This window comes from Sphingomonas ginsengisoli An et al. 2013 (assembly GCF_009363895.1).
Classification (GTDB): Bacteria; Pseudomonadota; Alphaproteobacteria; order Sphingomonadales; family Sphingomonadaceae; genus Sphingomicrobium; species Sphingomicrobium ginsengisoli.
On the sequence record NZ_CP045434.1, the window covers coordinates 1,550,167 to 1,576,603 of the forward strand.

The 26,437-nt window shown below is 64.8% G+C and carries 28 protein-coding genes; 15 read left to right on the plus strand and 13 right to left on the minus strand.

The annotated features are described in order from the left end of the window. The first annotated feature begins 26 nt into the window (after positions 1-26). The 4 genes from GCU42_RS07415 to GCU42_RS07430 all read left to right on the plus strand — a co-directional run bounded on the left by GCU42_RS07415 (position 27) and on the right by GCU42_RS07430 (position 4,515). Positions 27-2,828, plus strand: a complete 2,802-nt coding sequence (locus GCU42_RS07415) for a TonB-dependent receptor plug domain-containing protein (protein WP_114226927.1) — start codon at positions 27-29, stop codon at positions 2,826-2,828. A gap of 136 nt (positions 2,829-2,964) precedes the next feature. Beyond that, the gene (gene rplU, locus GCU42_RS07420; protein ID WP_114226928.1) at positions 2,965-3,528 is read left to right on the plus strand and encodes a 50S ribosomal protein L21; all 564 of its coding nucleotides are present in this window, start codon (positions 2,965-2,967) and stop codon (positions 3,526-3,528) included. A 6-nt stretch (positions 3,529-3,534) separates the two neighbouring features. Continuing rightward, a complete protein-coding gene (rpmA, locus tag GCU42_RS07425) occupies positions 3,535-3,813 on the plus strand; it encodes a 50S ribosomal protein L27 (protein ID WP_114226929.1) in 279 nt (92 codons plus the stop codon). A gap of 189 nt (positions 3,814-4,002) precedes the next feature. Continuing rightward, positions 4,003-4,515 carry a GNAT family N-acetyltransferase gene (locus GCU42_RS07430; RefSeq protein ID WP_335341007.1) on the plus strand — a complete coding sequence of 171 codons (513 nt, stop codon included), beginning with the start codon at positions 4,003-4,005 and terminating at the stop codon, positions 4,513-4,515. A 36-nt stretch (positions 4,516-4,551) separates the two neighbouring features. Here the strand turns inward: GCU42_RS07430 and GCU42_RS07435 are convergent, their stop codons facing one another. Next, positions 4,552-5,439, minus strand: coding sequence for a metal-dependent hydrolase (locus GCU42_RS07435; protein WP_114226931.1), 888 nt, complete (start codon positions 5,437-5,439; stop codon positions 4,552-4,554). Between the two features lie 48 nt (positions 5,440-5,487). On the opposite strand from GCU42_RS07435, the gene GCU42_RS07440 reads away from it, so the two are divergent. Further along, positions 5,488-6,081, plus strand: coding sequence for a TetR/AcrR family transcriptional regulator (locus GCU42_RS07440; RefSeq protein ID WP_114226932.1), 594 nt, complete (start codon positions 5,488-5,490; stop codon positions 6,079-6,081). Here the strand turns inward: GCU42_RS07440 and GCU42_RS07445 are convergent. Then, positions 6,078-6,620: a peroxiredoxin gene (locus tag GCU42_RS07445; protein WP_114226933.1), complete on the minus strand. Its 543-nt coding sequence runs from the start codon at positions 6,618-6,620 to the stop codon at positions 6,078-6,080. The two genes, GCU42_RS07440 and GCU42_RS07445, sit on opposite strands and share 4 nt — an antisense overlap. Positions 6,621-6,691: 71 nt before the next feature. Here GCU42_RS07445 and GCU42_RS07450 point away from each other — a divergent pair, with 71 nt between their 5' ends. Beyond that, positions 6,692-7,615 (plus strand): hydrogen peroxide-inducible genes activator, encoded by a 924-nt coding sequence (locus tag GCU42_RS07450; RefSeq protein ID WP_114226934.1) that lies wholly within the window; start codon positions 6,692-6,694, stop codon positions 7,613-7,615. 54 nt (positions 7,616-7,669) lie between these two features. Here the strand turns inward: GCU42_RS07450 and katG are convergent, their stop codons facing one another. From katG to GCU42_RS07465, 3 genes are all read right to left on the minus strand, one after another. Beyond that, on the minus strand, positions 7,670-9,910 hold the full coding sequence (gene katG, locus GCU42_RS07455) for a catalase/peroxidase HPI (RefSeq protein ID WP_114226935.1): 2,241 nt from the start codon (positions 9,908-9,910) through the stop codon (positions 7,670-7,672). 164 nt (positions 9,911-10,074) lie between these two features. Then, complete coding sequence (locus GCU42_RS07460; RefSeq protein ID WP_205214945.1) at positions 10,075-10,821, minus strand: hypothetical protein; 747 nt, start codon at positions 10,819-10,821, stop codon at positions 10,075-10,077. 91 nt (positions 10,822-10,912) lie between these two features. Further along, positions 10,913-12,244, minus strand: a complete 1,332-nt coding sequence (locus tag GCU42_RS07465; RefSeq protein ID WP_114226936.1) for a S8 family serine peptidase — start codon at positions 12,242-12,244, stop codon at positions 10,913-10,915. A 73-nt stretch (positions 12,245-12,317) separates the two neighbouring features. On the opposite strand from GCU42_RS07465, the gene GCU42_RS07470 reads away from it, so the two are divergent. After that, entirely contained in the window at positions 12,318-12,827 is a 510-nt protein-coding gene (locus GCU42_RS07470) for an RNA polymerase sigma factor (RefSeq protein ID WP_114226937.1), read from the plus strand. After that, complete coding sequence (locus tag GCU42_RS07475) at positions 12,827-13,522, plus strand: anti-sigma factor family protein (protein WP_114226938.1); 696 nt, start codon at positions 12,827-12,829, stop codon at positions 13,520-13,522. Before GCU42_RS07470 ends, GCU42_RS07475 begins: the two co-directional genes overlap by 1 nt. 11 nt (positions 13,523-13,533) lie before the next feature. Here GCU42_RS07475 and pgsA read toward each other — a convergent pair whose 3' ends face one another. Further along, the gene (gene pgsA, locus GCU42_RS07480) at positions 13,534-14,100 is read right to left on the minus strand and encodes a CDP-diacylglycerol--glycerol-3-phosphate 3-phosphatidyltransferase (RefSeq protein ID WP_114226939.1); all 567 of its coding nucleotides are present in this window, start codon (positions 14,098-14,100) and stop codon (positions 13,534-13,536) included. Positions 14,101-14,195: 95 nt separating this feature from the next. Here pgsA and GCU42_RS07485 point away from each other — a divergent pair, with 95 nt between their 5' ends. After that, entirely contained in the window at positions 14,196-15,509 is a 1,314-nt protein-coding gene (locus GCU42_RS07485; protein WP_114226940.1) for an MFS transporter, read from the plus strand. A gap of 4 nt (positions 15,510-15,513) precedes the next feature. Here the strand turns inward: GCU42_RS07485 and GCU42_RS15025 are convergent, their stop codons facing one another. The 3 genes from GCU42_RS15025 to GCU42_RS07495 form a co-directional block, all read right to left on the minus strand. Next, the gene (locus tag GCU42_RS15025; RefSeq protein WP_162789169.1) at positions 15,514-15,678 is read right to left on the minus strand and encodes a hypothetical protein; all 165 of its coding nucleotides are present in this window, start codon (positions 15,676-15,678) and stop codon (positions 15,514-15,516) included. 438 nt (positions 15,679-16,116) lie between these two features. After that, complete coding sequence (locus GCU42_RS07490) at positions 16,117-16,932, minus strand: ImmA/IrrE family metallo-endopeptidase (RefSeq protein WP_114226941.1); 816 nt, start codon at positions 16,930-16,932, stop codon at positions 16,117-16,119. After that, positions 16,929-17,258, minus strand: a complete 330-nt coding sequence (locus GCU42_RS07495) for a helix-turn-helix domain-containing protein (RefSeq protein WP_114226942.1) — start codon at positions 17,256-17,258, stop codon at positions 16,929-16,931. The genes GCU42_RS07490 and GCU42_RS07495 overlap by 4 nt, the downstream gene beginning before the upstream one ends. A 109-nt stretch (positions 17,259-17,367) precedes the next feature. On the opposite strand from GCU42_RS07495, the gene GCU42_RS07500 reads away from it, so the two are divergent. The 4 genes from GCU42_RS07500 (at position 17,368) to GCU42_RS07515 (ending at position 20,951) form a co-directional block, all read left to right on the plus strand. Continuing rightward, positions 17,368-18,696, plus strand: a complete 1,329-nt coding sequence (locus GCU42_RS07500) for a site-specific DNA-methyltransferase (RefSeq protein ID WP_114226943.1) — start codon at positions 17,368-17,370, stop codon at positions 18,694-18,696. Beyond that, positions 18,696-19,475, plus strand: coding sequence for a DUF5681 domain-containing protein (locus tag GCU42_RS07505; protein ID WP_114226944.1), 780 nt, complete (start codon positions 18,696-18,698; stop codon positions 19,473-19,475). The genes GCU42_RS07500 and GCU42_RS07505 overlap by 1 nt, the downstream gene beginning before the upstream one ends. Further along, the gene (locus GCU42_RS07510; RefSeq protein ID WP_114226945.1) at positions 19,472-20,401 is read left to right on the plus strand and encodes a hypothetical protein; all 930 of its coding nucleotides are present in this window, start codon (positions 19,472-19,474) and stop codon (positions 20,399-20,401) included. The genes GCU42_RS07505 and GCU42_RS07510 overlap by 4 nt, the downstream gene beginning before the upstream one ends. 220 nt (positions 20,402-20,621) lie before the next feature. After that, positions 20,622-20,951 (plus strand): hypothetical protein, encoded by a 330-nt coding sequence (locus tag GCU42_RS07515; RefSeq protein WP_152569494.1) that lies wholly within the window; start codon positions 20,622-20,624, stop codon positions 20,949-20,951. A gap of 28 nt (positions 20,952-20,979) precedes the next feature. On the opposite strand, the gene GCU42_RS07520 is transcribed toward GCU42_RS07515, so the two are convergent. Both GCU42_RS07520 and GCU42_RS07525 read right to left on the minus strand, forming a co-directional pair. Beyond that, on the minus strand, positions 20,980-21,321 hold the full coding sequence (locus GCU42_RS07520) for a hypothetical protein (RefSeq protein WP_114226947.1): 342 nt from the start codon (positions 21,319-21,321) through the stop codon (positions 20,980-20,982). Between the two features lie 282 nt (positions 21,322-21,603). Next, positions 21,604-22,551, minus strand: coding sequence for an NADP-dependent oxidoreductase (locus tag GCU42_RS07525; RefSeq protein ID WP_114226948.1), 948 nt, complete (start codon positions 22,549-22,551; stop codon positions 21,604-21,606). A gap of 146 nt (positions 22,552-22,697) precedes the next feature. Between GCU42_RS07525 and GCU42_RS07530 the strand changes: the two genes are divergently transcribed. Next, positions 22,698-23,255: a TetR/AcrR family transcriptional regulator gene (locus GCU42_RS07530; RefSeq protein ID WP_240309374.1), complete on the plus strand. Its 558-nt coding sequence runs from the start codon at positions 22,698-22,700 to the stop codon at positions 23,253-23,255. Positions 23,256-23,352: 97 nt separating this feature from the next. Here the strand turns inward: GCU42_RS07530 and GCU42_RS07535 are convergent, their stop codons facing one another. Further along, positions 23,353-23,976, minus strand: a complete 624-nt coding sequence (locus GCU42_RS07535) for a TetR/AcrR family transcriptional regulator (RefSeq protein ID WP_114226950.1) — start codon at positions 23,974-23,976, stop codon at positions 23,353-23,355. Positions 23,977-24,124: 148 nt separating this feature from the next. Here GCU42_RS07535 and GCU42_RS07540 point away from each other — a divergent pair, with 148 nt between their 5' ends. Further along, positions 24,125-25,132, plus strand: coding sequence for an aldo/keto reductase (locus tag GCU42_RS07540; RefSeq protein WP_240309375.1), 1,008 nt, complete (start codon positions 24,125-24,127; stop codon positions 25,130-25,132). Positions 25,133-25,793: 661 nt separating this feature from the next. Here the strand turns inward: GCU42_RS07540 and GCU42_RS07545 are convergent. Beyond that, complete coding sequence (locus GCU42_RS07545) at positions 25,794-26,432, minus strand: nuclear transport factor 2 family protein (protein WP_114226952.1); 639 nt, start codon at positions 26,430-26,432, stop codon at positions 25,794-25,796. Positions 26,433-26,437: the final 5 nt, after the last annotated feature.

Genomic DNA, 26,437 nt, shown 5'->3' on the forward strand with positions numbered 1-26,437 from the left:
TGCCAGGGCACGGGGGATATTTCGACATGACCGGACTGACCAAGCGGGTGCTGCTTGCTTCGCTGAGCACCTTTGCCTTCACCACCGCCGCATCGGCGCAATCGACCACGCAGACCTCGCCCGCGGCGCAGGACGCGACCGGCGCTACCCAGGCGAATGACGAGAGGGCGGCCGCCGACAATACGGTGGTGGTGACCGGCACCCGTACCGCCAACCGCACCGTCGCCAACAGCCCGGTGCCGGTCGACGTGATCGGCTCGGACGCGATCGTCCACACCGGCCAGACCGAGACCAACCGGATCCTCAACCAGCTGGTCCCCTCCTTCAACTTCCCCCAGCCGTCGATCGCCGACGGCTCGGATTCGCTGCGCCCCGCTACCTTGCGCGGGCTCGCCCCCGACCAGACGCTGGTGCTGGTCAACGGCAAGCGCCGCCACGTCTCCGCGCTGCTCAACGTCAATGGGACGGTCGGGCGCGGCAGCGCGGCGGTGGACCTGAACCTCATCCCGGGAATCGCGATCAGCCGCGTCGAGGTGCTGCGCGACGGCGCCGCCGCGCAATATGGCTCGGACGCGATCGCCGGGGTCATCAACATCCAGCTCAAGAGCGCCGACCATGGCGGGCGGGTCAGCCTGACCTACGGCGAATATTGGACCTCGCTCAAGGATGTCGCCAACATCACCGGCTTGCAGACCGATGCGTCGGGCCAGCCGATCCTCGGCACCGACCCACGCTATTTCCTCGCCAACAGCGACGGCAACCGCACCGCCCACGACGGCACCCAGGCGACGCTCGCTGCCAACCTTGGCCTGCCGCTCGGCAGCCGCGGCTTCGTCAACGTTTCGGGCGAGGTGCGCGTGCGCGACCGCACCAACCGCGCCGGCTATGACTTGAGGCCCAATTACAACCGGGTCGGGAGCGGTCCGTTCGATCCGCGCGAAGTCAACTTCAACCGGCTCGAGTTCCGCTTCGGCGATCCCGACACCACCGACTACACGCTGTTCGTCAACTCGGGCTACGACCTCACCCCCGACTGGCAGCTCTACGCCTTCGGCTCCTACGGACATCGCAACGCCACCAGCGCGGCCAATTACCGCCAGCAGTCGGCCGCGGCGAACCGCGACTTCTCGGTGCTGAGTCCGTCGACCACGCCGACCTCGGCCAATTTCGTGCCGCTAACCCCGGACGGCTTCCTGCCGCTGGTCAAGACGCAGCTGCGCGATTATTCGGCGATCGGCGGACTGCGCGGCACGGTGGCCGGGTTCAAGGCCGACTTCTCGCTCGGCCGCGGTTACGACAAGTTCGACTATGCGGTCGACGACACGCTCAATACCTCGTTCGGCCCGGCCAGCCCGCGCAACTTCGACGCCGGCGGGCTGCGCTACGGCCAGTGGCTGGTCAACGCCGACTTCAGCCAGGACTATAATGTCGGCTTCGCCAAGCCGCTGACGCTGGCGTTCGGCGCCGAGCATCGCCGCGAGCGCTTCCAGATCCGCCCTGGCCAGCTCGAATCCTACGCGCTCGGACCCTATTTCCGCCCGGCGATCACGACTACCTCGGCCAACTGCGCGACGCAGGGCGGCGTCTACAACACCACCACCGGTGTCTGCAGCTTCCCGGGCCGCCAGGCGGCCGCGGGTGCGCAGGGCTTTCCCGGCATCCCGGCCTCGAGCGCGACCAACGCCAAGCGCCACAGCTGGGCGGCCTATGCCGAGCTCGACACTGATCCGCTGCCCGGCGTCACGACCACGCTGGCGGGCCGCTTCGAGCATTACTCCGACTTCGGCTCGACGGTGAACGGCAAGTTCGCCGCGCGCTGGGAGTTCATCCCGGGCTATGCGATCCGCGGCGCGATCTCGAACGGCTTCCGCGCCCCCTCGCTCCACCAGCAATATTTCACCACCACCTCGACCAACTTCATCAACGGCGTACCGGTCGACATCGCCACGCTGTCGGTCGGGGCGCCGGCCGCGGTGGCTCTGGGTGCCAAGCCCTTGAAGCCCGAGAAGTCGGTCAATTTGAGCCTCGGCGCGACCGCCAACCCGCTGCGCGGGCTGACCTTCACCGCCGATTACTACCACATCAAGATCAAGGACCGGATCGTCCTCACCGAGACGCTGGGCAATGGCGGCACCGGCAACACCGCCGCGGTCCAGTCGCAGGTCACTACCCTGCTGCAGACGCTCGGCTTCCCGCAGGTCGCCGCCGCGCGCTTCTTCATCAACGGCGTCGATACCACCACCAAGGGCATCGATCTGGTCGCCGCCTACAATTGGCGCGCGGGGGACTTCGGCAAGTGGACGCTGACCGCCGCCTACAACCGCAACAAGACCAGCATCGACAAGCGGCTGGCGGCGCCGGGCGCGCTGGCGCAAATCCCCAACATCGTCCTGTTCGGACGGGTCGAGGGCATCCGCTTCACCGACGGCCAGCCGCGCGACAAGATCGTGCTCAGCGCCGACGGCGACCTAGGCCCGGTCGGGATCACCGCCCGCACCACCCGCTACGGCAAGGTCATCTCGCCCGGCGCGACCAATCCGATCAGCGATCCGACCAGCCTCACTGCTTACGGTCCCGACGATATCTTCCTCGGCCGCAAGTGGGTGACCGACGCCGAGGTCCGCTGGAAGCCGGCCAAGGGAATCGAGTTCGCGCTCGGCGCCAACAATCTGTTCGACGTCTATCCCGATCGCTCGCCGTTCGGGCTGCGGCCGAGCAGCGTCGGTGGATCGTACCCGGCGAACCAGGAATATATCCCTTACTCGATCTTCTCGCCGTTCGGGTTCAACGGACGCTTCGTCTACGGACGGGTGTCGGCGGACTTCTAAACCGGCTAAGGCAAGGGCCGGCGCGGTTGACACCCGCCCGACCCTCCCTTAGGCGGCACGCTTTCCGCGCGAGGGGTGACCCTCGGGCCTAGCGGCGCGCGGAAGCGAGATTTAAAGACAGAAAAGAGAAGAGCCAATGTTCGCAATCGTGCGCACGGGCGGCAAGCAGTATCGCGTTGCCCCCGGAGACAAGATCGTCGTCGAGAAGATGGACGGTAATGCCGGCGACAAGATCACCTTGGGTGACGTGCTGCTGGCGGGCGATGGTTCGGACCTCAAGAGCGTCGAGGGCCTGACAGTCGCGGCCGAGATCGTCGCGCAGGCGAAGGGCGAGAAGGTCGTCGTCTTCAAGAAGCGCCGCCGCCACAATTATCGCCGCAAGAAGGGCCATCGCCAGCAGCACACGATCCTGCGGATCACCGCGGTGGGCGATCAGAAGTCCGAGCAGGGCGCCAAGAAGAAGGCCAAGCCGGCCGCCGACGAGACCGCCGCTCCGGCCGCGACTGCTCCGGCGCCCGCCAAGGCCGAGAGCAAGCCCAAGGCAGCGGCCAAGCCGGCGCCGAAGAATGCGGTCAGCAGCGAGGGTGTCGCCAAGGCTGACGCCGGCACCAAGGCGACGCACGACGTGTCGACTTCCGATGCTGCGCCTGCTAAGAAGACCAAGAAGGCCCCCGCGGCCAAGAAGACCGAAGAGAAGTAAGCAACGATGGCACATAAGAAGGCTGGCGGCTCGTCACGGAACGGCCGCGACTCGCAGAGCAAGCGCCTGGGCGTGAAGAAGTTTGGCGGTGAGCAGGTGCTCGCCGGCAACATCATCGTGCGTCAACGCGGCACCAAGTGGTATCCGGGCAACAATGTTGGCCTGGGCAAGGACCACACGCTGTTCGCGCTGACCGACGGCCAAGTCGAGTTCCGCGACGGCCTGCTTGGCCGAAAGTATGTCCACGTCGCGGCGTTTATGCCGGCGATGGACGCTGCCGAATAGGGGTTGGTCACTGACAGGCCGCCCCCCGAGGGGCCGGCCCAGACCAACATCCAACCGGATCGAGGAAAGGGAGAAGAGGGAAGGCCCCTCTTCTCCCTTTCTTTTTCTTCTCCCGAAACTGCCACGCCGGTCCGCCACAGGGCCGGCCAAGTGGAGGGACGACCGATGTTCGCGAGAACGACAAGATTATTGCTGAGACCCGGCTGGGCCGAGGACGCCCCGGCTCTCGCCCAGGCGCTCGCCGACGAGCAGATCGTTCGCAACCTCGCGGTCGTGCCCTGGCCCTATGGGCTGAAGGAAGCCGAGGCCTTCCTCGGCGCGCCCAAGGATCCGTGCCTGCCGAGCTTCTTGCTCTACGCCCGCACCGCCAGCGCGCCCGAGCTAATCGGCTCGTGCGGGCTGGTGCGACGGCCCTCGGGCGCGGTCGAACTCGGCTATTGGATTGCGCGGCCGCACTGGAACCAGGGCTATGCGACCGAGGCGGCGACCCAGCTCGTCGAGATCGCCCGCACCCTCGGGCTCCGGCGGCTCGCGGCGTTCCACTTCCTCGATAATCCGGCGAGCGGCCGGGTGCTCGAGAAGCTCGGCTTCGTCCCCACCGGGCTGGTCGGCCCGCGCTTCAGCTGCGGCCGTGGAGCCGAGGCGCCGGCGCGGCAGCTGGCGCTGAGCCTGGTCGAGAAGGCGGAGCGGCTGGCGGCTTGAACCTCCTCCCCGTCGCCACGCGGCGGGAAGGTTGGGCTAAATGGCGCCGCGGACGCGCTTCCTGGGCGGGACCTGGAGATAGGGATAGGTCTGTTCCCAGCCCTTGATCAGCGCTCGGTCGTCCTCATTCCACGGATGGAAACCGGGCAGGAAGAATTTGGCCCAGCCACCGGCGACCTTGCGGAAGATGCCGGGCGAACCCCAGAGCTTCCACTGCAGCGTCCACCACACCTTGCGGCCGGTCAGCCCGTCCTGGCGCAGCAGCTCGAGCGCGCCCGCGGTGCGGTGCTTCACGAAGTTCTTGGTCACCAGCAGCATCATCATGCTCTTGAGCTTCCAGCGCTTGAAGCGCGGCAGCTTGGCGGTCACCGCCAGCCAGGTGTCGTAGGCGACGCCCTTGTGCTCGATCTCCTCGACCGCATGCCAGCGCCACATGTCGGCGGTGGCCTGGTCGGCGCCTTTGAGATGCCTGGGGTTGGCGAGCAGCTCGTGGGCGATGATCGCCGTGAAATGCTCGAGGCACATTGTGCTCATCAGGCCGACGATCGGCGGCTTGGCGCGCAGCTCGACAAGGCTCTCCTCGACGCAGCGCTCGAGCGGGCCGAGGTCGTAGCCGGCGTCGGTCGCGCGCTTGTTGAAGGCGACATGCTCGCGGCTGTGGATGACTTCCTGCGTCGTGAAGGCCTTGATCTCGCCCGCCAGCCGCGCGTCGGCCTGGTCGCGGAAGGCGCGCACCGTCTCGATGAAATTGGCCTCGCCGAGCGGGAAGGTCGCTGACAGGGCGTTGTAAATGGCGGTCTGGTATGGATCGCCGTTCAGCCACCAGCGCGCGGTCGACTCGTCGCGCCCGAAGCGCAGGTCGCGGGGCGTGATCGTGAGGTCCGCCGGGGTCGGCGTCGTTCGGTTCAGGGTTGCAACGGTCATTAGCCTACTCCAAGCCTGCCGAAGTGTATCTGACGATTGCTTACAAATATGTCAATAACACCCCTCGCCCGCAAAAGAGTTTCGCCCGAGGAAAGCCGCGCCGCCGCGCTGGCGGCAGCGCGCAGTTTGCTGATCCGCGACGGCGCGGCGGCGGTGACTCTGCAGCGGGTGGCGATGATCGTCGGGCGAACCCACGCCAATCTGCTCCACCATTTCGGCTCGGCCGCCGGGCTCCAGCAGGCGATGGCCGAGGACATCGCCCACACCGTCGCCGCCTCGATCGAGGGCGCGATCGAGCAGCGCCGCCGGGGCGAGGCGAGCGAGCGGCACGTGATCGACGCGATGTTCGATGCCTTCCGCCGCGAGGGCGCGGGCGAGCTGATCGGGTGGATCGCGTTGACCCGCCAGCGCCAGGCGCTGCAGCCGGTGATCGATACGATCGAGCGGATCATCCGCACCATGCGTGCGGCGGGTGACTGGCGCCCGGTCGACCGGATGACGCTTGGCCTCACCCTGCTGGCAATCGGCGACAGCCTGGCGGGCGAGGAGATTGCGCGCGCCTGCGGGATCGACCGGGAGGCGGTGCGCGACGTCGCCATTCGCCAGATCGAAGCGCTCGCCGGCGAGGCGTTGCGGCCTTAGGCGGGACGCGGCAGCGTCGGCTCGCCTTCCTGCCAGCCCGCGGCGCACGGCTCGCCGGTCTGGATTGCCGCCAGCACCCGCAGCGTCTCCTGCGGGTTACGGCCGACGTTGAAGCCGTTGACCGCGACGTGCTGGATGATCCCGGCCGGATCGACGATGAAGGTCGCGCGTAAAGCGACCTGCGCAGTCCCGCTGAGGATGCCGAGCGCCCGCGCCAGCGCGCGATCGGAATCGGCGATCCATGGGAAATCGGCCAGTGCCAATTGCTCGTCGGAGCGGCGCCAGGCGTAATGCTCTTCGGCAGTGTCGGTCGAGGCGCCGATCAGCGCGGCGCCGTGGGCCGCGAAAGCCTCCTTGAGCGCGCCATAGCCGACGATCTCGGTCGGGCAGACGAAGGTGAAATCGCGCGGCCAGTAAAACAGCACCCGCCAGCGCCCGCCGGTCTGGCCGAGGTCGATCGTCTTTCCCTTGGGTGGCGCCTTGATCCCCCGCTGCACCGTGACGACCAGTGCCGGCAGGCGATCACCAACTGTCAGCATTGTTTCTCCTCATCGGCCGACCGGGCCGACGTGCAATTCACTCAACCCGCTGCTACTCATTGAGCCAAGCGATGAGCAACTATCTTCCGACCCTGCGCCAGCTGCAATATCTGGTGGCGCTCAACGACCACGGCCATTTCGGTCGTGCCGCCGACGCCTGCTTCATCACCCAGTCGACCCTCTCCGCCGCGCTGCGCGAGCTCGAGACCCTGCTCGGCACCACGCTGGTCGAGCGCACGCGGCGGGTGACCCGCTTCACCCCTCTCGGCCTGCGGATCGTCGCCAAGGCGCGGCGGGTGCTGCGCGAGGCGGAGGAACTTGCCGACTTGGCGCAGGCCGAGCGGACGCCGCTGACCGGCGACCTGCGGCTCGGCGTGATTCCGACCATCGCCCCGTTCCTGCTGCCGACCCTGTTGCCCCAGCTCCGCGCCGAATTCCCCGGCCTCAAGCTCTATCTGCGCGAGGAGACCAGCCAGGCGGCCTGCGACGGTCTTCACCGCGGCCAGCTCGACTGCGTGCTGCTGGCGACGCCCTACGGCTGCGGCGACGTCGAGGAGGCCGCGCTGTTCGCCGACGAACTGCTGGTCGCGGTCCCGGCGGGCGAGCAAACCGCCGAGCGCGTCGCCCCCGACGACATCGCCGCGGGACGACTGTTGCTGCTCGAGGACGGACATTGCCTGAAAGACCATGTGCTGTCGGCCTGCAACCGGCCCGACCTGCGCTCCTCGGCGCTGATGCTGGGCACGTCGCTGCACACGCTGGTGCAGATGGTCGACAATGATCTGGGCGTGACGCTGGTGCCGCGAATGGCGGTCGACGCCGGACTGCTCGAAGGCACCGGGGTACGGGTCCGCCCGCTCGCCGCCGAGCATGCCAGCCGGACCATCGCATTGGTCTGGCGGCGCGGCTCGGCCCGGGCGGCGGAGTTCACCCTCCTCGCCGACGCGCTGCGTCGCTATGCGGCCGAACGTCCGGCCGACCGCGCGGCAGCATAGCAAAAGGGCCCGGAGGCGGGTGCCTCCGAGCCCTCTTCTCGCAATCGGAGGCGTTTACGCCCCGCGGTAGGAGCCGTCGCCGGCCTGGTCGGCCGAGACCTGCGCCTTGCCGAGAACGTCGAAGCGGTCGGCGTTCATGACCTTGGTCCAGGCGGCGATGAAGTGCTTCACGAACAGCTCTTCATTGCCCTGCTCGGCGTAGACTTCGGCGGTGGCGCGCAACTGGCTGTTGGCGCCGAAGATGAGGTCGGTGCGGGTCGCGCGCCACTTCTCCTCGCGGCCGCCGCGGACGTAGCCGACGAACTCCTCGTCGCCGCTCGTATCGACTGCTTCCCAGAAGGTGTCGTTGTCGAACAGGTTGACGAAATAGTCGGTGGTGAGCTGGCCGACCCGGTCGGTGAGGACGCCCTCCTTGCGGTTGCCGTAGGTCGCGCCGAGGACGCGCAAGCCCCCGACCAGCACCGTCATCTCGGGCGCCGAAAGGCCGAGCAGCGCCGCCTTGTCGAGCAGCAGTTCCTCGGTCTTCACGCTGTGCTTGGTCTTGAGATAGTTGCGGAAGCCGTCGGCGGCGGGCTCCATCACCTCGAAGCTGGCGGCGTCGGTCTGCTCCTGTCTCGCATCGCCACGGCCGCCGGTGAACGGCACGGTGACGTTGAAGCCGCCGTCGCGCGCCGCCTTCTCGACCGCTGCGGTGCCGGCGAGAACGATGGCATCGGCCATCGACAGCCCGCCCTTGAGCTCCTCGATCTTGGCGAGCACGCGACCGAGCTCCTCGGGCTCGTTGACCGTCCAGTTCCGCTGCGGCTCGAGCCGGATGCGCGCGCCGTTGGCGCCGCCGCGGTGGTCGGTGACCCGGTAGGAAGAGGCCGAGGCCCAGGCCGCCTTGACCAGCTCACTCACCGACAGGCCCGACGACAGGATCTTGTCCTTGAAGGCGCTGACGTCGGCGTCCGACGGCTTCGACCCCTGCGGCACCGGATCCTGCCAGATCAGATCCTCGGCGGGGACGTCCGGACCGAGGTAACGGACCTTGGGACCCATGTCGCGGTGGCACAGCTTGAACCAGGCGCGGGCAAAGGCGTCCTTGAACGCTTCGTGGTCGTTGCGGAACTTCTCGCTGATGACGCGGAATTCCGGATCGGCCTTGAGCGCCATGTCGGCGGTGGTCATCATCGTCGGCACGCGCTTCGACGGATCGTGCGCGGCGGGCGCCATATCCTCTTCGCGCTGGTTGATCGGCTGCCACTGCTGCGCGCCGGCGGGTGAGCGGACGAGCTCATATTCATAGTCGAGCAGCAGGCGGAAGTAGTTCTCGCTCCACTCGGTCGGCGTGTTGACCCACGCGCCCTCGATCCCGCTGGTGATGGTGTGCTCGCCCATCCCGGTTTCGTGGCTGCTGGTCCAGCCGAGGCCCATCATCGCGATATCGGCGCCCTCGGGCGCCGCACCAACATGGCTGGGGTCGCCCGCGCCGTGCGCCTTGCCGAAGGTGTGTCCGCCGGCGGTTAGCGCAACGGTTTCCTCATGGTTCATCGCCATGCGCTCGAAGGTGATCTTGATGTCGCGCGCCGACTGGAGCGGGTCGGGGTTACCGCCCGGGCCTTCGGGATTGACGTAGATGAGGCCCATCTGGATCGCGGCAAGCGGGTTCTCGAGCTCCATCTCGCGGTCGGGCTGGATGCGGGTCTCTTCCGCCGCGACCCACTGCTCCTCGGCGCCCCAATAGATGTCGCGCTCGGGTTCGAACACGTCGCGGCGGCCGCCGCCGAAGCCGAACACCGGCCCGCCCATGCTCTCGATCGCGACGTTGCCGGTAAGAATGAAGAGGTCGGCCCAGCTGATCGCCTTGCCGTACTTCTGCTTGATCGGCCACAGCAGGCGGCGGGCCTTGTCGAGGTTGCCGTTGTCCGGCCAGCTGTTGAGCGGCGCAAAGCGCTGCTGCCCGCTATTGGCGCCGCCGCGCCCGTCGGCGGTGCGGTAGGTGCCCGCGGCGTGCCACGCCATGCGGATGAAAAATGGCCCGTAATGGCCGTAGTCGGCCGGCCACCACGGCTGGCTGTCGGTCATCAGCGCGGTGAGGTCGGCCTTCAGCGCCTTGTAGTCGAGGGTGTTGAACGCCGCCGCATAATCGAAGTCCGAGCCCAGCGGATCGGGCGAGCGGCCGCCCTGGTGAAGGATGTCGACCGGCAGCGCCTCGGGCCACCAATCCTGATTCTGGCGGCCGAGGAGCGAACGCCCCTTGCCCGGCTGGTGGATGGGGCAGCCGCCCGAAAGATCGCCGGTCTTCGCGTCCATCGTTTTCACTCCTCGCTGATGGGTTTTGTGAGATTGGCCCTAGCTCGGCTCTCTCATCGACGGAAACAAACAATCTTCGCCGGAGTGAGCGACAAAACCGATTGAAAGAGGGCCCGCCGCCGGGAGGTTCGGCGACGGGCCCTCGCCGCTGGCGGAGCGCTGGCTTACTGGTTGCCGCGCGACGCTTCCGCCGACGCCGTCCCGTTGGCCGAGCCGTGCGCCGACGCATGACCCGAACCGTTCGCCGAGGCGCTGGCCGAGCCCTGGCCCGGACCACTGCCCGAACCGCTCAGCGAGGTCCCGCGCAGGCCGCCGATCAGCCCGGTCGCCCGGCCCTGGCCCGCGGCCTCGGCCTGACCGGCAGCCTGCCCGGCACCGCTCGCCGCACCCTGCGCCTGGCCACGGACCTGACCTGCCGCGTTGCCGGCGGCACCCGCCGCGCCATTGGCAACGGCGCCGAGCTGGTCGGTTCCGATCCCCTGTGCGCCGACCGTGGCGCTCTTGCTTCCCGACGCGCTACCGGTGGCAGCGCCGTTGAGACCGGCCGTCTGGCCCAGCCCGCTGGCGCTGGTCGCCGCATCGGCGGCCGAGGTGACGGTGCCGGCGAGTCCGAGGCTCCCGCTCGCCGACCCGCTGCGGGTGTCGACCGAGCGGCTGCCGCTGGCGCTGGCGGCGCCATCGACGCTGCCGGTGACGCTGTTGGTGACCGAGCCGGTGACCCCGTTCAGAGTCCCGGTGAGGTTGCCGGTGCCGCCGAGCACGCCACCAAGGCTGCCGCCGACCGACCCCGAGCCATTCAGCGCGCCGTTGACGACGCCGCCGACGGCTCCGCCGGCGTTGCCGAGCAACTGCGCTTCGGCGGGAGCGGCGGTCGCCAGCAGGGCAGCCGAGAGGAGGAACATGGTCTTCATGGATATTCTCCCTTGATGTCTTGCACCCGGCGCTCACCGGGTCTGCTCAAGGGGAACGACGGCGCTTGGGCGCTTCATCCCGGACGCGAAATTATTTTGCGCCGACGGCCTGCGGATCGGTCCGGCAGGACCGGCAGACGATGCCGCGGCCGACCTTGCCCTTGCCGGGCATGGCTTCCCCGACGAGCGCGGCGGCGCTGCCCCGCAAGGCCAGGCGCGCGGCCACGAGGGGGACGGCAAAGCTGGTGCCGCGAACGCGCGCATAGCCTTGTCCCGGCAAGGCGGCGGCCATGTCGGCCCCGGGGGCCGCGAAATCGAGCTTGCTCGCGCGGCCGGCCTCGGGGAGCGCACGGTCATGCGCGTCCACGGCGGTGACCGCGACCACCCCCGGATAGGCGGCCGGATATTGCACGGGGGCCGCCGGACCGTCGTTGCCGACAGCCGCCACCACCCTGATCCCGCGCGTGCTGAGCGCCTGCATCGCCTGGGCGAGCAGCAGATTGGGCGGCCCCGCCAGGCTGATGCTGATCACCGCCGGATGCTGTGCCGCCGCCCAGCCGAGCGCGCGCACGATCGTGCTTGCCGACCCTGCCGCGCGGCTTCCGCCGAAGACGTCGCCGACGAACAGGCGGGCGCCGCGCGCCGCGCCGCGAAAGGGGCCCTGGTCACCGACCAGCAGCGAGGCGACCGCCGTGCCGTGGCCCGTCGCCTTGGCCGGTCCCGCGAAGGCGCGCTGGGTGACGCTGGCCCCCGCGAGGCTCGGGTGCGAGGCGACGCCGCCATCGATCATCGCGATGGCCGGGCCGCTCCCACCGCCTTGCATCGCAATCGCACCCGCGACGGGCAACAGCGCCCCGCCGGCGGGCTCGTAGACGTGGTCGTAATCGAGCGCGAGGTCGGGCACGGCGCGATGCAGCGCACGATAGGCCGCGACCGCGCTCAGCCTGGCCGGGACGGCCAGACGAACGACGCTCAGGCCCAATTCACCCGCTTCGGCCACCGCGCCGAGCGGTCGGAAGCCGAGCCGGGTCGCGGCCGAGAGCGCAGCTGGGCTCGCACTGACGGCGAGAAGGACACCGCGCCGCACCGGCTGGTGGTGGTCATCGCTCTCGAGTTCGCCGCGATAATCGGCGAGCAATTGCCTGAGGCGTAATCCGCGGAGCTCAAGCAGGCTGGCCGCCGGAAGATCGGCCACCGCCAGTGGCACGCCGAGGCTGTCGAGCGTCGGTTGCACCACCTGGCGTCGCTCCCGCTCGCTCAACAACGAGCCCACGACTGGGAGCCCGGTGGCTGTCGGACCGACCGCATGGCCGAGGTTCCCGACCGGCAGGCTCGGCAGCGAAGGCAGCAATTGCGCAGTGGTGGCGGTGCCCGCAAACAATGCGGCAGTCGCCAAAGCAGCACGCACAAACGGTCTGGACATCACTCTTCCTCTTAATCAGCAACGGTTAGGGATGAAACGAGCAGCGGTCGTCGTTTCATCCGCATGAGGACACATGACCAGTTCGGGGGAGGCCACATTCGAGGCGCAGGTTGCGCAGCTGCTGCCACGGCTGCGCCGCTTCGCCTTCGCCCTGACGCGTCATCCGGCGGATGGCGACGATCTCGCGGCGATGGCGATCGAACGAGCGCTGCGGGCCCGTACCCAGTGGCAGCCGGGCACGCGGCTCGACAGCTGGCTGTTCCGGATCACGCGCAACGTGTGGATCGACGAGATTCGCAGCCGCCAACGCAAGGCGCGCCAGGAAGCCCCGCCCGACGCCGCCAACGACGTCGGGGTGGACCCGCGGCCCGGCCTCGAAGCGGCGCTCGATCTGCAGCGGGTCATGGCCGCGATGGGCCGCCTGCCCGACGAGCAACGCGAAGTGGTCGCGCTGATCCTGGTGGAAGGGTTCGGCTATCGCGAAACCGCCGAGCTGCTCGACCTGCCGATCGGCACCGTGTCGAGCAGATTGGTGCGCGGGCGCACCGCGCTGCTCGAACTGCTCGGGGAAGGTAAGGCGTGATGAACGACGAGACCGAATTCTTCGCCTGGCTCGACGGTGAGCTTGCCCCCGCCGACGCGGCACGCGTCGCGGCGCGGGTGGCCGCCGACCCAGCGCTGCAGGCGCAGGCCGACGCGCATCGCGCGTTGACCGCGCAGGTTCGCAATGCCTTCGCTCCGGTCGCCGAAGCGCCGCTTCCCCCGCAACTGCTGGCCGCGCTAAACCCGAACGTCAGCGACCTTGCCGCGGTGCGCGAGCAGCGCCAGCGCCCGCGCTGGTTGGGAACGGCGACAGCGATGGCCGCTTCGTTGACGCTGGGATTGCTGGTCGGCGGGCGCCTGATCGCCCCCGCCGCCGGCCCCATCGCGACCGATCATGGGCAGATCGTCGCGGCCGGCGCGCTGGCCGACGGCTTGTCGCAGAAGCTCGCCAGCGCCGACCTTCATGACGGCGTGCAGCCGGTCCTCACCTTCCGCGACAAGGCTGGCGCCTTGTGCCGCACCTTCCGTGACGCCGGCCACGACGGCCTCGCCTGCCGCGACGGCGACCGCTGGCGGGTCGACGCGCTGCTCCGCGGGGGCGGCGAGGACAAGGGCGGCGACTATCGCATGGCGTCGGGCGGCAATCCGCAATTGATGGATATGGTGAGCGAGCGGATGGCGGGTGAGCCGCTGGACGCCGCCGGCGAACGCGAAGCATTGGCCAAGCTGCGCTAGGTCGACCGACCTCAATCCATGTGCTTGAGGCCGAGCCGCAAATAGTCCCAGCCGGTGATCAGCGTCAGGAGCGCGGCCGCCCACAAGCTGAACAGGCCGACCGTGTGCACCCACGGCGCATGCGGCACGCCCCCGGCGAGGATCAGCGCGCCCAAGGCGACGAGCTGGAAGGTGGTCTTCCACTTGGCGAGCTGGCTGACCGGGACCGAGACGTGGAGCGGGGCGAGGAACTCGCGCAGGCCCGAGACGATGATCTCGCGCAGCAGGATGGTCAGCGCGGGGAGGATGTGGATGCCGGCAATCAGCGGCTCGTCGCTGACGTGGCGGGTCGAGATCAGCATCACGATTACCGCCGCGATCATGATCTTGTCGGCGATCGGATCGAGGAACTGGCCGAGCCGGCTGATCTGCCCGTTGGCGCGGGCGAGGTAGCCGTCGAAATAGTCGGTGATGCCGACGATGCAGTAGAGCACGAAGGTGATGAGATAATCGACCGGCTCTGGCCGCCACAGCAGGAATACGAGGATCGGCACCGCCAGGATGCGCGACAGCGTCAGCAGGTTGGGCAGCGAGAGCACGGGCACCTGTTATAGCGTTTGGCGGCACCCGCAAAGCTGGCTATGCCCGACCGCCCGGCCACCCGGCCGCGCGTTGGAGTAACCTTGCCGCCGTGATGCAGAACGTCACTCATCTGCTGCGCTCGCGACGGTTCCTGCCCCTGTTCGTCACGCAGTTCTGCAACGCCTTCAACGACAACCTTTTCCGCACCGCGATGATCATGCTGGTGATCTACGGGGTCTATCGCTCGGAAGCCGAGGAGGCGACCTTCAGCGCGGTCGCCGGCGGGTTGTTCATCCTCCCCTTCTTCCTCCTGTCGGCGTTGTCGGGCCAGCTGGCCGACGCGATCGACAAGACCCGCATTGTCCGCGCCGTGAAGAGCGCCGAGATCGGGATCATGGCGGTCGGCGCGCTCGGCCTCCTCATCCACAACGTGCCGCTGATGCTGGTGGCGCTGGGCGCGATGGGGGTCCACTCGACCTTCTTCGGGCCGATCAAATATGCGATTTTGCCCCAGCACCTCGAGCCGGACGAAGTGCTCGGCGGGACCGGGCTGGTCGAGGCGGGAACCTACATCGCGATCCTCGGCGGAACGATCCTCGGCGGGCTGCTGGTCGTCGAGCGAGCGGACGGGACCTATCATGCGGGGCTGGCGGCAGTTGGCGTGCTGGTGGTGGCGGTGCTCGGGCGGATCGCGGGCCAATTCGTACCCCCTGCCCCGCCGGTCGACGGCCCCGACGACGAGGGTTTCCCCGAACGCGGGCTCGACTGGCACATATTGCGCGCCTCGGTCCGGCTGGTCCGCGCGACGATGCACATCCCGCGGCTGTTCCTAGCGATCATGGCGATCAGCTTCTTCTGGGCGATGGGGGCGGTGCTCGCCGCGCAATTCCCTCCGCTGGTGAAGAACGTGTTCGGCGGCAACCAGGGCGTGGCGACGCTGTTCCTGGCGATCTTCTCGGTCGGGGTGGCGGTCGGATCGGTCGCGATTAACCGTCTGCTCAAGGGCGAAGTTTCGGCGCGCTATTCGCCGGCCTCGGCGCTGGTGATGGGGCTATTCGTCTTCTTCCTCTTCCTGCTCGCGCGGTCATGGCCAAGCCCAAGCGAGCATCTGGTCGGGATCAAGGGCTTCCTCGAGAACAAGCGCGCCTGGCTCGTGGTCGCCGCATTGCTCGGCGTAGCGGTGGCGGGTGGCATGTTCGTGGTCCCGCTCTACGCCTTCCTCACCACCACCGTGCCGCAGTCGGAAACCGCGCGGACGGTGGCCGCCAACAACATCGTCAATGCCGGGGCGATGGTAGCGGGGACGCTAATGTTCGTCGGGCTGACGTTCGCCGGCGTCTCGATTGCGGGGACGCTGCTGCTGGTGTCAGCGGGGACAGTGGTTTCCGCCTGGCTCGGCTGGAAGCTCCACCGCGCCTGTCACTAAGCCGTCAGGCGATCCAGGCCGAGACCACCAGGAAGGCCGCCGCATAAGCCGTCAGGAACAGCTTGGCATCGGCCGAAAGGAGCGGCGCCTCAGGGCGCGGCAGGGCGAGGATGAACGCGCGACCCCGGCCGAACTGGGCGGGGGCAGCGAGACGGACGAGTGGACGCATGCAACTTCCTAACGCGGCATTTACCATTTCGGCAAATACGCGCAGCGACAGGCGCCGGCTCCCGCCGTCCCGGCGTGGGACTGAGGGATCGAATTCTTGAGAAAAGAGCGGGACCGCGGATCAAGTCCGAGGTGACGGTGGCCGTTGGTTAGCCGTGCGCCAAGCAGTCGAGCGCGAACCGATCTCTGTCCGAACTTCCCTGCTTTCGGGGTATTTACAGGGAAGATGGCATTTGTTGCGGCCGCATCATCGCGACCCGACCGTGAAAATCGCCGGAATTCTGGGGGTCTTACTGCTTAATTCCCTAGGCCAGAAACAGGGAAAAGGCAGGGTGCGATCAGCGAATTGAATTGCGTCAAACAGCGAACAGTCGGGGGTTTAACAGGGTAGGTGCGATCGCGACGCGCCTTCGCCCGCAAACGCCCACTCGCGGCGAGGTCACTCAGCGAAAAGTAGGACCGTCATGAAGCCGTCGCGCTGGACGAGGACCTGTTCGCGCAACGTGCGAATAGGGCGTGCCGCCGCCTTCGCAAGCCACGTCTCCGGCTCGCAAATCTGCATCAGCGAGAGCGTACCCTCCTGAAGATTGCCAGTGCTGGTGATGGAACCCCACGGTGCAGGCTCGCCGATGCTCGGTTCGATCCAGGGGAAGCCAGCGGGGCGGTAGACTTGGTCGATCAGTCCATCACCAATCACGACGAGCGCGAGAGTGGCAGCGTGGGCATCGATATAGCTGCGGGCCATGGCAGCTTTGCTGACGTTGAATGCCTCAGCCAAGCGGAGGACCTCTTGTAGGTCGGGATCAGTCGATCGAAGATTGGCACGGATGCGAGCCGAGGGCATCAGAAGCTGCGCGGCGAAGCGATTAGCTTCAGCTTCGATCCGCTTGCGCTGGTTGCTAGCCGCGACATTCCGGAACGCCATATCCGTTGTGGAGCACGTGAAACCATGATCGCCGCAGGCATGGTGATCAGGCAGCAAGAAGTGCCCAAGCTCGTGGCCGATGGAGAAGCGGCGCCGCCGCGCATTGTTTGATCGGGCCAAAAGGATCGCGCCGGTCGACTTAAGCTCGTCCATGATGATGGCGGCCTCATACGCCGCCGTGTCGGTCAATTTGATCTCGGAAATGTCCAGCTGCCTCGCCAAGTCCTCCATCGAGAAATCCAGCGAGAGGTGGGGCGCGAGTTCGTGGATGCGCTCCGCAAGCGCTTCTGGTGTATCGTAGCCGTCAAGTTCGATCCGGCTGAGCGTCAACTAGCTTTTTCCCGCTGCCTTTTCAGGGTCTCCATCATCAGACGAATGGTCTCGCGATCGGTTTCGCTCAAGCTTTTGAGATCCCGGAACATGGCGACCATCTCAGCCGACTGATCCTCCGCATCCGGATTGTCGCCCATCAGGTCCGTAATGCGAACGCGGAACAGCTTTGCCAACTTCATCACCAGCTCCATCGATGGATTGGTGGTGTTGCCTTTTTCCAAGTTGAACACGTGGGCTTTGGTCACGCCGATCGCTGTTGCGACATCCTGCAGGGACAGACCCTGCTGGCGGCGGAGATGCTGAAGCTTGCTGGCGAAGCTCATGGATCACCCGTTCATTTGAGGATGACGGACGCATACTCTCGGGATTGACGACTTGCAACCGTTCACTCTACTATACCGATAACGTCCATAGCGATTCGGAGGGTGACGCGTGAGCAAGACTGAGATCATTGAGCGGGCGATCAAGTCCCTGCGCCCGTACGAGCGTAACGCCCGGACACATTCGAAAAAGCAGATCAAGCAAATCGCCCAATCGATTGAGCGTTTCGGGTTCACCAACCCGGTGCTCATTTCAGACCATGGCGAGATCATTGCGGGCCACGGCCGGGTCGAGGCGGCGAAGCTCCTGGGCTGGAAGGCTGTGCCGACAATTGCGCTGTCGCATTTATCGGAGACCGAGCGCCGTGCTTATGTCCTCGCTGACAACAAGCTCGCGCTCAATGCTGGCTGGGACAAGGAGATGCTCGCCATCGAGCTGCAGGCGCTGGTCGATCTGCAATTCGATATCGAGGTGACCGGCTTCAGCTTGGCCGAGGTGGACTTCGCGCTGGACGAGGCGAGCGACGCCGACCCGGACGGGAGCGAAGGACCTGAAGACGCCGTCGAGCTCGCCAGCGGTCCAGCTGTCTCGCGCCAGGGCGACATCTGGCTCTTGGGGCGCCACCGGCTGCTGTGCGGCGATGCCCGCAGCGCTGATGACTTCACGGCTTTGCTGGACGGCAAGGCTGCTGACCTCGTTTTCACCGATCCACCCTACAACGTGAAGATCGACGGCAACGTCTGTGGGCTTGGCACCGTCAGGCACCGAGAGTTTGCGTTTGCGAGCGGCGAGATGAACCGCGCTCAATTCATTAACTTCCTGACTCAGACGCTGGGTAACGTCGCTAAGGTGATGCGCGACGGTGCGATCGCCTTTGTCTGCATGGACTGGCGTCACATGGGTGAACTGCTCGCGGCCGGCGAGGAAGCGTTCAGTGAGCTCAAGAACCTCGTGGTCTGGAACAAGTCGAACGGTGGAATGGGCGCCTTCTACCGTTCCAAGCACGAGCTGATCTTCGTCTTCAAGCAGGGTATGGCGGAGCACACCAACAGCTTCGGGCTGGGCCAGACCGGCCGCTATCGAACAAACGTCTGGGACTATGCCGGGATCAGTTCCATCGGAGCTGCCCGTTCCGACGAGCTTGCCATGCATCCCACGGTCAAGCCGGTCGCGATGATCGCGGACGCTATTCGCGACTGCTCGCGCAGGGGTGAGATAGTCCTCGACGCTTTTGGTGGGTCGGGCTCCACACTGATCGCCGCAGAAAAGACCGGGCGATCGGCGCGGCTGATCGAGTACGACCCGCTCTACTGCGACACCATCGTTCGCCGCTGGGAGCAATTCACCGGCAAGTGCGCAACGCTCGCTGGCAATGGCGACACGTTCGAGATGTCGAGCGAGGCACGACTGGGTATCGCATTGTCGAGTGAGGCAGCGTGATGGCGGGAAGCAAGCTCCCGGCACGCACGGGCGACTATGAGGTTGGTTATGCCAAGCCTCCTGTCCAGCACCGCTTTCAGAAGGGCGCCTCTGGCAATCCCAAAGGCCGGCCCAAGGGTTCGAAGAACGTCATCCCGCTGGGACAAGGCCTCGACTTCGGGACGCAGCCCGCCAACCGCATGCTGCTCGAAGAGGCCTATCGCACGATCTCGGTCCGTGAAGGCGACAACGTCATTGAACTGCCGGTGATCAAAGCGGTGTTTCGCGCGCTCGGAGTATCGGCACTCAAAGGTAATCGCCTGGCTCAGGCGACGCTGGCCGAGTTCGTCCGCGGCATCGAGGAAGAGGATCGCAAGCTGCGCTCAGACCACATGGGGGCGGCCATCGAATATAAGCGAGACTGGCAAGAGGCCATCGAGCTTGCGCGCGAGCGCGGCTTGCCGGAGCCGACACCCCTCCCCCACCCTGAGGACGTCATCATCGACGTGCGCAAGGCTGAGGTGCGTTACGCCGGTCCGATGACGCCCGAGGACAAGGTGCGCTGGGACGAGATGCTGGAGTTCCGTGACGAGCAGCAAGACTTCGTGACGATTACCGCCAAGCTCTATCACGAAGCAGATGAGGCCGACGCCGAGATGAAAGCCCGCCGGCTGGCCATGTGGCAAAGCGCGCAGGCCGGCTACGATCGGCTCAACAACATCTTATCCCGCCGCTACCGCAAGAAACTGAAGGACCGCGGCTATGGTGAAGGCTTCTCGCGCGAGGAGCAGCCCCGATGAAATTGCCAAAGCTCACAAAGGCAGTCTTGCGCCAGCTTGAGGCGATCGCTGATGACCGCGTGGTCGTTGCCGCCGTGAAGACAATCGTCATTGATGCGTTAGCGAACTACAGCCAGCTCGGACTCACCGTTTCGAATGGCAGGTTCGCCGCTAACATGCCCGCACCGCCACCTCGATCGTGCGGCAAATGGGCTGTTCGCAATCTCGATGGCTGGAATGAGAAGCGGAAGGATCTGCCCAAGGAAGATCGCGAGATTAGCACCTACGCGCCGAGCTGGAATGGCGGCGGCTATCACCCCGTATCGCGTACGATGCGGGCGTGGCCGGTGACGCATCACTCCGCCAAGAATCTCGCCTTATCGGCGAGCATCCTAGAACACCTCAAGGATGCGGCGATTGTCCGTTTCCGGGTGGACCAACCGCTGGATCGTCACACAGCAAACTTTGCCCAAGACCTCAATTTCAACCTGCGTCTGCTTCGTGAGGCAGTCGGTGAGGCCGGTATCTATCCGGCCGACCTAAGTGACAGCGAGTTTGCGCGTCTGCAGCACGTCGAGTGGGAGCTTCTCCCCCCAGGCGCCGTCGATCGCGTTTTGACCCAAATCCGTTCGCGAAGGTTTGTAGATCCGAGACGGCTAGAAGTTGCGCAGAGCCGACTCACGACGCTGGACCGGCTAAACCCCGATGCCTTTGTCGTCGGTCGAGGTCGGTTCGCGGCTTATTTCGGCGCCAAGTTTGGCAGCAAGATCGTGGCCCTCGAGAACCTTGAGTACGGCAATGCAATCTACGTTTTCGCTGACGATTGGGAAGCCCTTTCGCAGCTCAGTCGGACCGAATTGATCCGGCGTCGCGATCCGTCGGTCGTGAGAATCCCGCATCTTCCAGGGTGGCAATCGGCACTTCGCAAGAGGCTCAGGGCAACTTGATGACGGCAAGCAAGCTCCCGACCGTGTCCGCATCCAAGGTTAATGGCCGAATGTCCGCTTTCGACCCATTGCCGACATATATCTCCAAGTGCACAACCAAGTCATGTTGCTAGCAATCAGTGCACTCCTTGCCTCTCAAGTCAGCAGCCCTACAGCTGCGGAACGCCCGCACGATGCCGTACCAGTTGCGCGGTCGTTCTTGGACGCGTTCGCTGGCAATGTGCAGCTGACCGAACACCTCGTCACGTCAGACGCTGTCTTCGTGATGGGTGACTTCGGCGGGCCGTATGCGCACCTTCTCAAGGCACTAAAGACCGAGCGAGGGTTCCTTCCGTCCTGTCACCTGACCTCCCTGCGGCAGATGGGAATGGTCGATCTGCCGCTGCCAGCAGGACTTCCGCCGGAAGTACATATGTTGGCGGGGCACTTCACTGAGGTCGGTGGCGATTACGACTGCCTGCGTACGGACGGCGGCAAAGCGTCGTTCAAGGTGGACCTGCTGCTGAGGGATAATCTGGTCGCTAAATTCAGTTTCGGGTTTCCCCGCTGAAAGCCCGCTTTCCACCCAATGCGGACATTCAACGGCGCTGAAAAAAGCTCTGCACCCAGATAGATCCGCGAGCCCAAGCCCAGCAAATGTAGAAGACGATCCATGCGTTGACGGGTCCGCCTACAATCAGCAGTGCGGCCATCATCATTGGCTGATCGCCTGGCCCCGTTACTGAAGTAGGCTTCGGCAGCATGAGCCAAACAGCCCAGTGACTTAGGCAAACAAAGATCGCTCCCGGCAGCGCTGCACGCTTGGCTATCTTCATTGGCCCCAACTCAGGCGCGCGCTGCTGAAGTATGATGGCGATGAGCACAGCGAGCGGCACGGCCGCAAGCGGCGGAGCCACGAGCATCAGATCGAGGGTGTCCAAGGAAGCCTCTAGTCGATCAATCCTATCCAATCTTAAAGCACGAATGCCCGCTTTCCACCCATTGCAGACATTCGCTCGGGCTTTGCGATTGCTTCGGCTGACAGCGCCCTTCCGCTGCTTTCCAACACCAGCCTAGAGCAGGCACCTCCCGGAGAAGACGGAGAACCTGATCCGGAAGCATAAGCAGGCGCTCTAAGATGACGAGCCCTCGAGCGTGACTGGGAGCTCGAGGAACTAAGTCAGCCTTGAGGGGCAACGCCCGGCCATTCTCACGAAGGGTGGTTAGGGTCTTCGATGACCGTCAGGAACAACAAGCAGCTTGCCCTTGGGTAAGCCCGTCAATTCCAGGTTGATGATGGCAGGTATTGCTTCCGAAAGCGGAACGGTTTGGGCGATTTTCGGTGCGAGTTTCCCATGGACTGCCGCGTCGACAATATTCGCCATTCCCTCGGCAGTTGCCGTCCCAAAGACTGTCTTATGACGAGATGACACCAGGCTTCGTATCAGCTTTGCAGGTGTAATCACGATATGCAGAGCCACCCCTCCTCGCTTTAGAAGTTTCTCACACTGCCTAAGCGGGAGCGCGCCCGCCGTGTCGAGGAGCACATCAAAGCGCTTGCCAATGGCTTCGGCGCTGAAATCTTTATAGTCGAAGATCTCGCTTACACCCAGGCCGACCGCTTCGCCTCGCCCTGACGCGCTACAGCTTCCCGCAACCACAGCTCCTTGGCGTAGAGCCAGCTGCACGGCAGCACGCCCAACTCCCCCTAAGCAGCCCGTGATGAAGACTGACTGACCTGTGCGAAGCTTGGCCTTGTCGAACAGCGCCGTCCATGCAGTCATACTCACGATCGGGAGAGCGCCAGCTACATCGAAAGGGATAGCCGGTGGTTTGATGAAAACATTCTTCTCATCGGTCACCAAGGCTTCGGCGAAAGCACCTGCCTCTTTCAAGTCGGTGGCCCCGAAAACTTCGTCACCCACTTTCAATCTCGTGACCTCAGGTCCAACTTCTTCGATCACTCCCGCGAAATCATGGCCAAGACCACGCGGAAATGTCCTGCCGCTCATCGACTTCACGTTGCCGCCTCGGATCACCCAGTCCATCGGATTCACGGACGCAGCGATAACGCGAACACGGACTTCGCGGCGACCAGGCGCTCGAAGCTCTACTTCGTCGAGCCTGAGCTCCTCCGGACCGCCATAACGGCTGTATTGAATGCGCTTCATATTAGCTCCCAATCGACTTAGCTTCGCGGTTGTGTGTCTATGCGTCAGAAGCTGACACTACACGTAGTGGCAGTGACTGACAATACGGGAGTTGGTGAGTGCCTAGAAGCGGAGCGGATGCCAGGCGCAGACTGCAAGGCGCGGCGTTGGAGCTCTGGAGCGAGCACGGATATGATGCGGTAACGGCAGCCGACATCGCCATCCGCGCGGGAGTTACAGAGCGAACATTTTTCCGGCATTTCCCTGATAAGCGTGAGGTTTTGTTCGACGGCGCCGCGACAATGCGTGACGTAATGCTTCAAGCGCTCACGAATATCAGTTTGGACGTTACGCCCTTCGAAGCACTCAGACTTGCGTTCGGCGCAGCCGAACCACTCTTTGAAGCAAATCGAGCCTACGCGCGAGTTAGACAGCGGGTGATATCGGCCGCCCCTGCTTTAAGGGAACGCGAGCTGGCTAAGAGCGCGTATCTGGCTAAAACCCTGGCGGCGGCACTGCAGCAACGCGGCGTTGGCGCTCGACTGGCGGCGCTTGCAACCGAAGCGGGTATGGCGGCGTTCGGTCACGCCTACGCCAGCTGGGTCGACAACCCCGAGCACAGTTTCGACACTCACCTTGTTGAGGCATTTGATCAACTGAGCAACTTGTCGGCGAGCTGGGGTGAGCAAAGGGACCTTTCAACACTGCGCCAACCTTCTATTTGAAAGAGGACGCGGAGAATCTGCCTCCTTCTCGGTTGCATTCTGGACAGCGGGTCGACAGGGGCCGCGACCGAAGACGCTACCGGAGTTTCCGATACAGTCATGCTCGAGGCCATGCTTCCAGAGCTGCATCAGCTACTCGGCGAACGACGGGACAAGCGGCACCATCGCGGGCCAGTACCGACATGCCTTGAATGACGGCAACGACGAGATCGGCAAGCGCTGAGGCGTTCGCTGTTGAAGGCATCTTCCCGATTTCCTTATCGCGCTCGATACGTGCGCGAAGCATCGATCTAATTTCCCCACGGATTTCCGCCACGGCGCGCTGGACGTCGACGGACGCTTTGGATCCGGTCGCCGTGGCACTGGCGAGGAGGCAACCAGGCGGCGTGCCCGCGTCAGTAAAAGCTTGGGCAGCGCTGTGCAGCATATCACGCGCAGCATCGTAGGCGCTTGGTGCCGCTGCGACTGATTGGGCTCGAGCGGCAGGGTCGCCTGCGTAAAGGTGCATTGCCTCAAGGAAGAGCCGCTTCTTGTCTCCGAAGGCAGTGTAGAGGCTTGGAGCGGTAATCCCCATGGCTTCGGTCAATTCGGCAATCGACGTCGTTTCATAGCCATGTTCCCAGAAGGCTAGCATCGCTTTCTCAAGAGCTTTGTCGCGGTCGAAAGACAGCGGGCGGCCGGTCTTTCGTCTTTCAGTGATGGGTGAACGGCAGGATTTCATAGCGATCACTCAAAAACAGGTTGACAGTCCCAAGCCGCTTTATCAGAGGTTTCATATCGAACGCTAGGAAAGTCCTCCAATGTCTCTGACAAACTTCCGAACGCTAGGCCGCTCCGGCCTGGTGGTGAGCCCACTTGCTTTGGGCACAATGACCTTCGGCCCGGGGGCCTGGAATGCTGACGATGTGACCTCGCGCGCCATCTTTGATGCCTATCGGGAGGCGGGTGGCAATTTCGTCGACACGGCCGACATCTACTCGGGAGGGGAGAGCGAACGCCTGCTCGGCCAGTTCATCAAGGATGCCGGTTGCCGGGACGATATCGTTCTTGCGACGAAGTTCGGCTTCAATGCCTCAGCCAGTCCGCTCACTGCAAAGCAACGAGGCCGCGGTAACCCGCATGAAGGTGGCGCAGGCGCCAAGAACATCCATCGGGCGCTCGATTCCTCCCTCAGACGCCTCGGTACGGACTATGTCGACCTCTACTGGATGCACATCTGGGACGGCGTCACGCCAGTCGAAGAGATTGTCCAAACCCTTGGCGATCTCGTGCGAGTAGGCAAAATCCGTTATTTTGCCTTGTCGGACATGCCGGCGTGGGTAGCGATGAAGGCGTCCACGATCGCAACCGAGCGTCGGATGCCCGGCCCGATTGCGATGCAGGTTGAATATTCACTGGTCGCCCGCGACGTCGAAGCAGAGCATTTCCCCGCAGCGCGTGAAGCGGGCATGGGTATTATGCCGTGGAGCCCGCTTGCCGGGGGCTTCCTGTCGGGGAAATACCAGCGAAAAGACACTTCTAAGAGTGGGCGGCTCAGCGGACCTAACCCGTTCGGTGACAGCAAGTTCGCAGAACGAAACTGGAGCATACTCGATGTCCTGAAGGCCGTTGCAGCTGAGCTCAACCGACCAGCCGCACAGGTTGCGCTGGCTTGGGTGATGGCAAAGCGCGGGGTGTCCTCGACGCTCATTGGTGCGCGCACAGTTGCTCAACTTCAGTCGAACATTGCGGCTACCGACGTCATCTTAAGTGAGGAACAGACTTCACGGCTGGAGCGCGCCAGTGCGCCACCGACTGGGTTTAGCGCTAGCCTCGGGCTTCCGATGATCCGACGCATGTTGTTCGGCAGCAACGACGTTGCGGGATGGAACGAGTAACGGACCGCGGATCGCTCGTGAACGCAGATCGAGCGTCTCTTTCGGAAGAAAACTTACATGGTTCAACATGGCGGGCCTGAGCCTCGTGCCGGAGTCATATCCGACTGCAAGCGAGGTGCGAATTTTTGGAGGACCACACTCAGGCTCGCGCGAGCCACTCTGCGGCCGCAAGCATCGCTGGATCCCGTCTCGCTGCCATTTCAGCGGGGATAGCACGACCGCGAAATCGGCCGTGAGGCCGGCATCCGGTGGATCTCCAGAAGCGAGGTAGCCAACGAGTGGCAAATCAAACTCGGTTCGTAAGACAGACAGGCGGGCGAGGAGGAAGCAGCCCTGTTGATTGCCTCCGGTCCCTTCGCTGAGCAGGCGAACGCACCCACTAAACCCGGCCTTAGCGGCGAACTGGAATGTCGCAGAGCTCTTGGCAGGGCCATTCGGTCGACGCGCTCGAACGCGGAGGTCTGCTGACCGACACGTTCTCCCAAGGCGGACATGATTGAGCATCCGGTTTCTGGGTACGGGGAAGTGCCCCTGAACGTCTGCTTGTGGGTCTCTCCGGACGACCAGCCTTGGCCCAACGAATGTCCGCATTCGACCCATTGCGGACATTCGCTGTTCCGACCGAACCTCTCGCTTCTTTGGCCCGGGAACCGCAGGCGTCTTATTTGGACGGCAAGGGGACGACCGTGTCCTGGGCATTGACGATCTGCCAGCAACCAGCACGGTTGATCCAAGTGTCAGTCCAGATAAATCTACCTCGCTTGTCGCCCTTCTTGGTCCAAGTTTCGCTACCTTGAGCGACGGCGGTTGCCCCGAAGAATCGCACGTGCACGTAATCGGGTTCGTTACTGAGAAAAGGTCCCGGGCCTTGTTCCGCGAACCGCACGGCTGCAGCCTTGTCGTATACCTTTCCGTCGAGAACCCAAACAAAGTCAGGTGCGAGGATGCGGCGGACCACGGACGCGTCGTTGGTGGCTACTGACTTCGCCCAAGCTTCCTCGCTCGAAACGATGTAGCGCTCGACCTCGCGCTGGGAATTCAGTCTGGGAGAGGGGCAGCTCTTTGCCCCTGCGCTGCTTGCGATGCTCAACACCGCTACCCACGCCACCAATCGGACAGTTTTTAGCATGATCGCCGCTCCCTTCAGCAAGCTTGTCCGCCAAAAAGAAAGCAATGCCAAGCGAATGACCGCTTTCCACCCATTGCGGACATTCCCGCCGAGCGTCTGCTTTCGACCCATTGGCGACGTTTTTAGGGAGTAATCCGGAGAGGTCGATCGGAAGACAGCCTTGCCCGGCATGATCC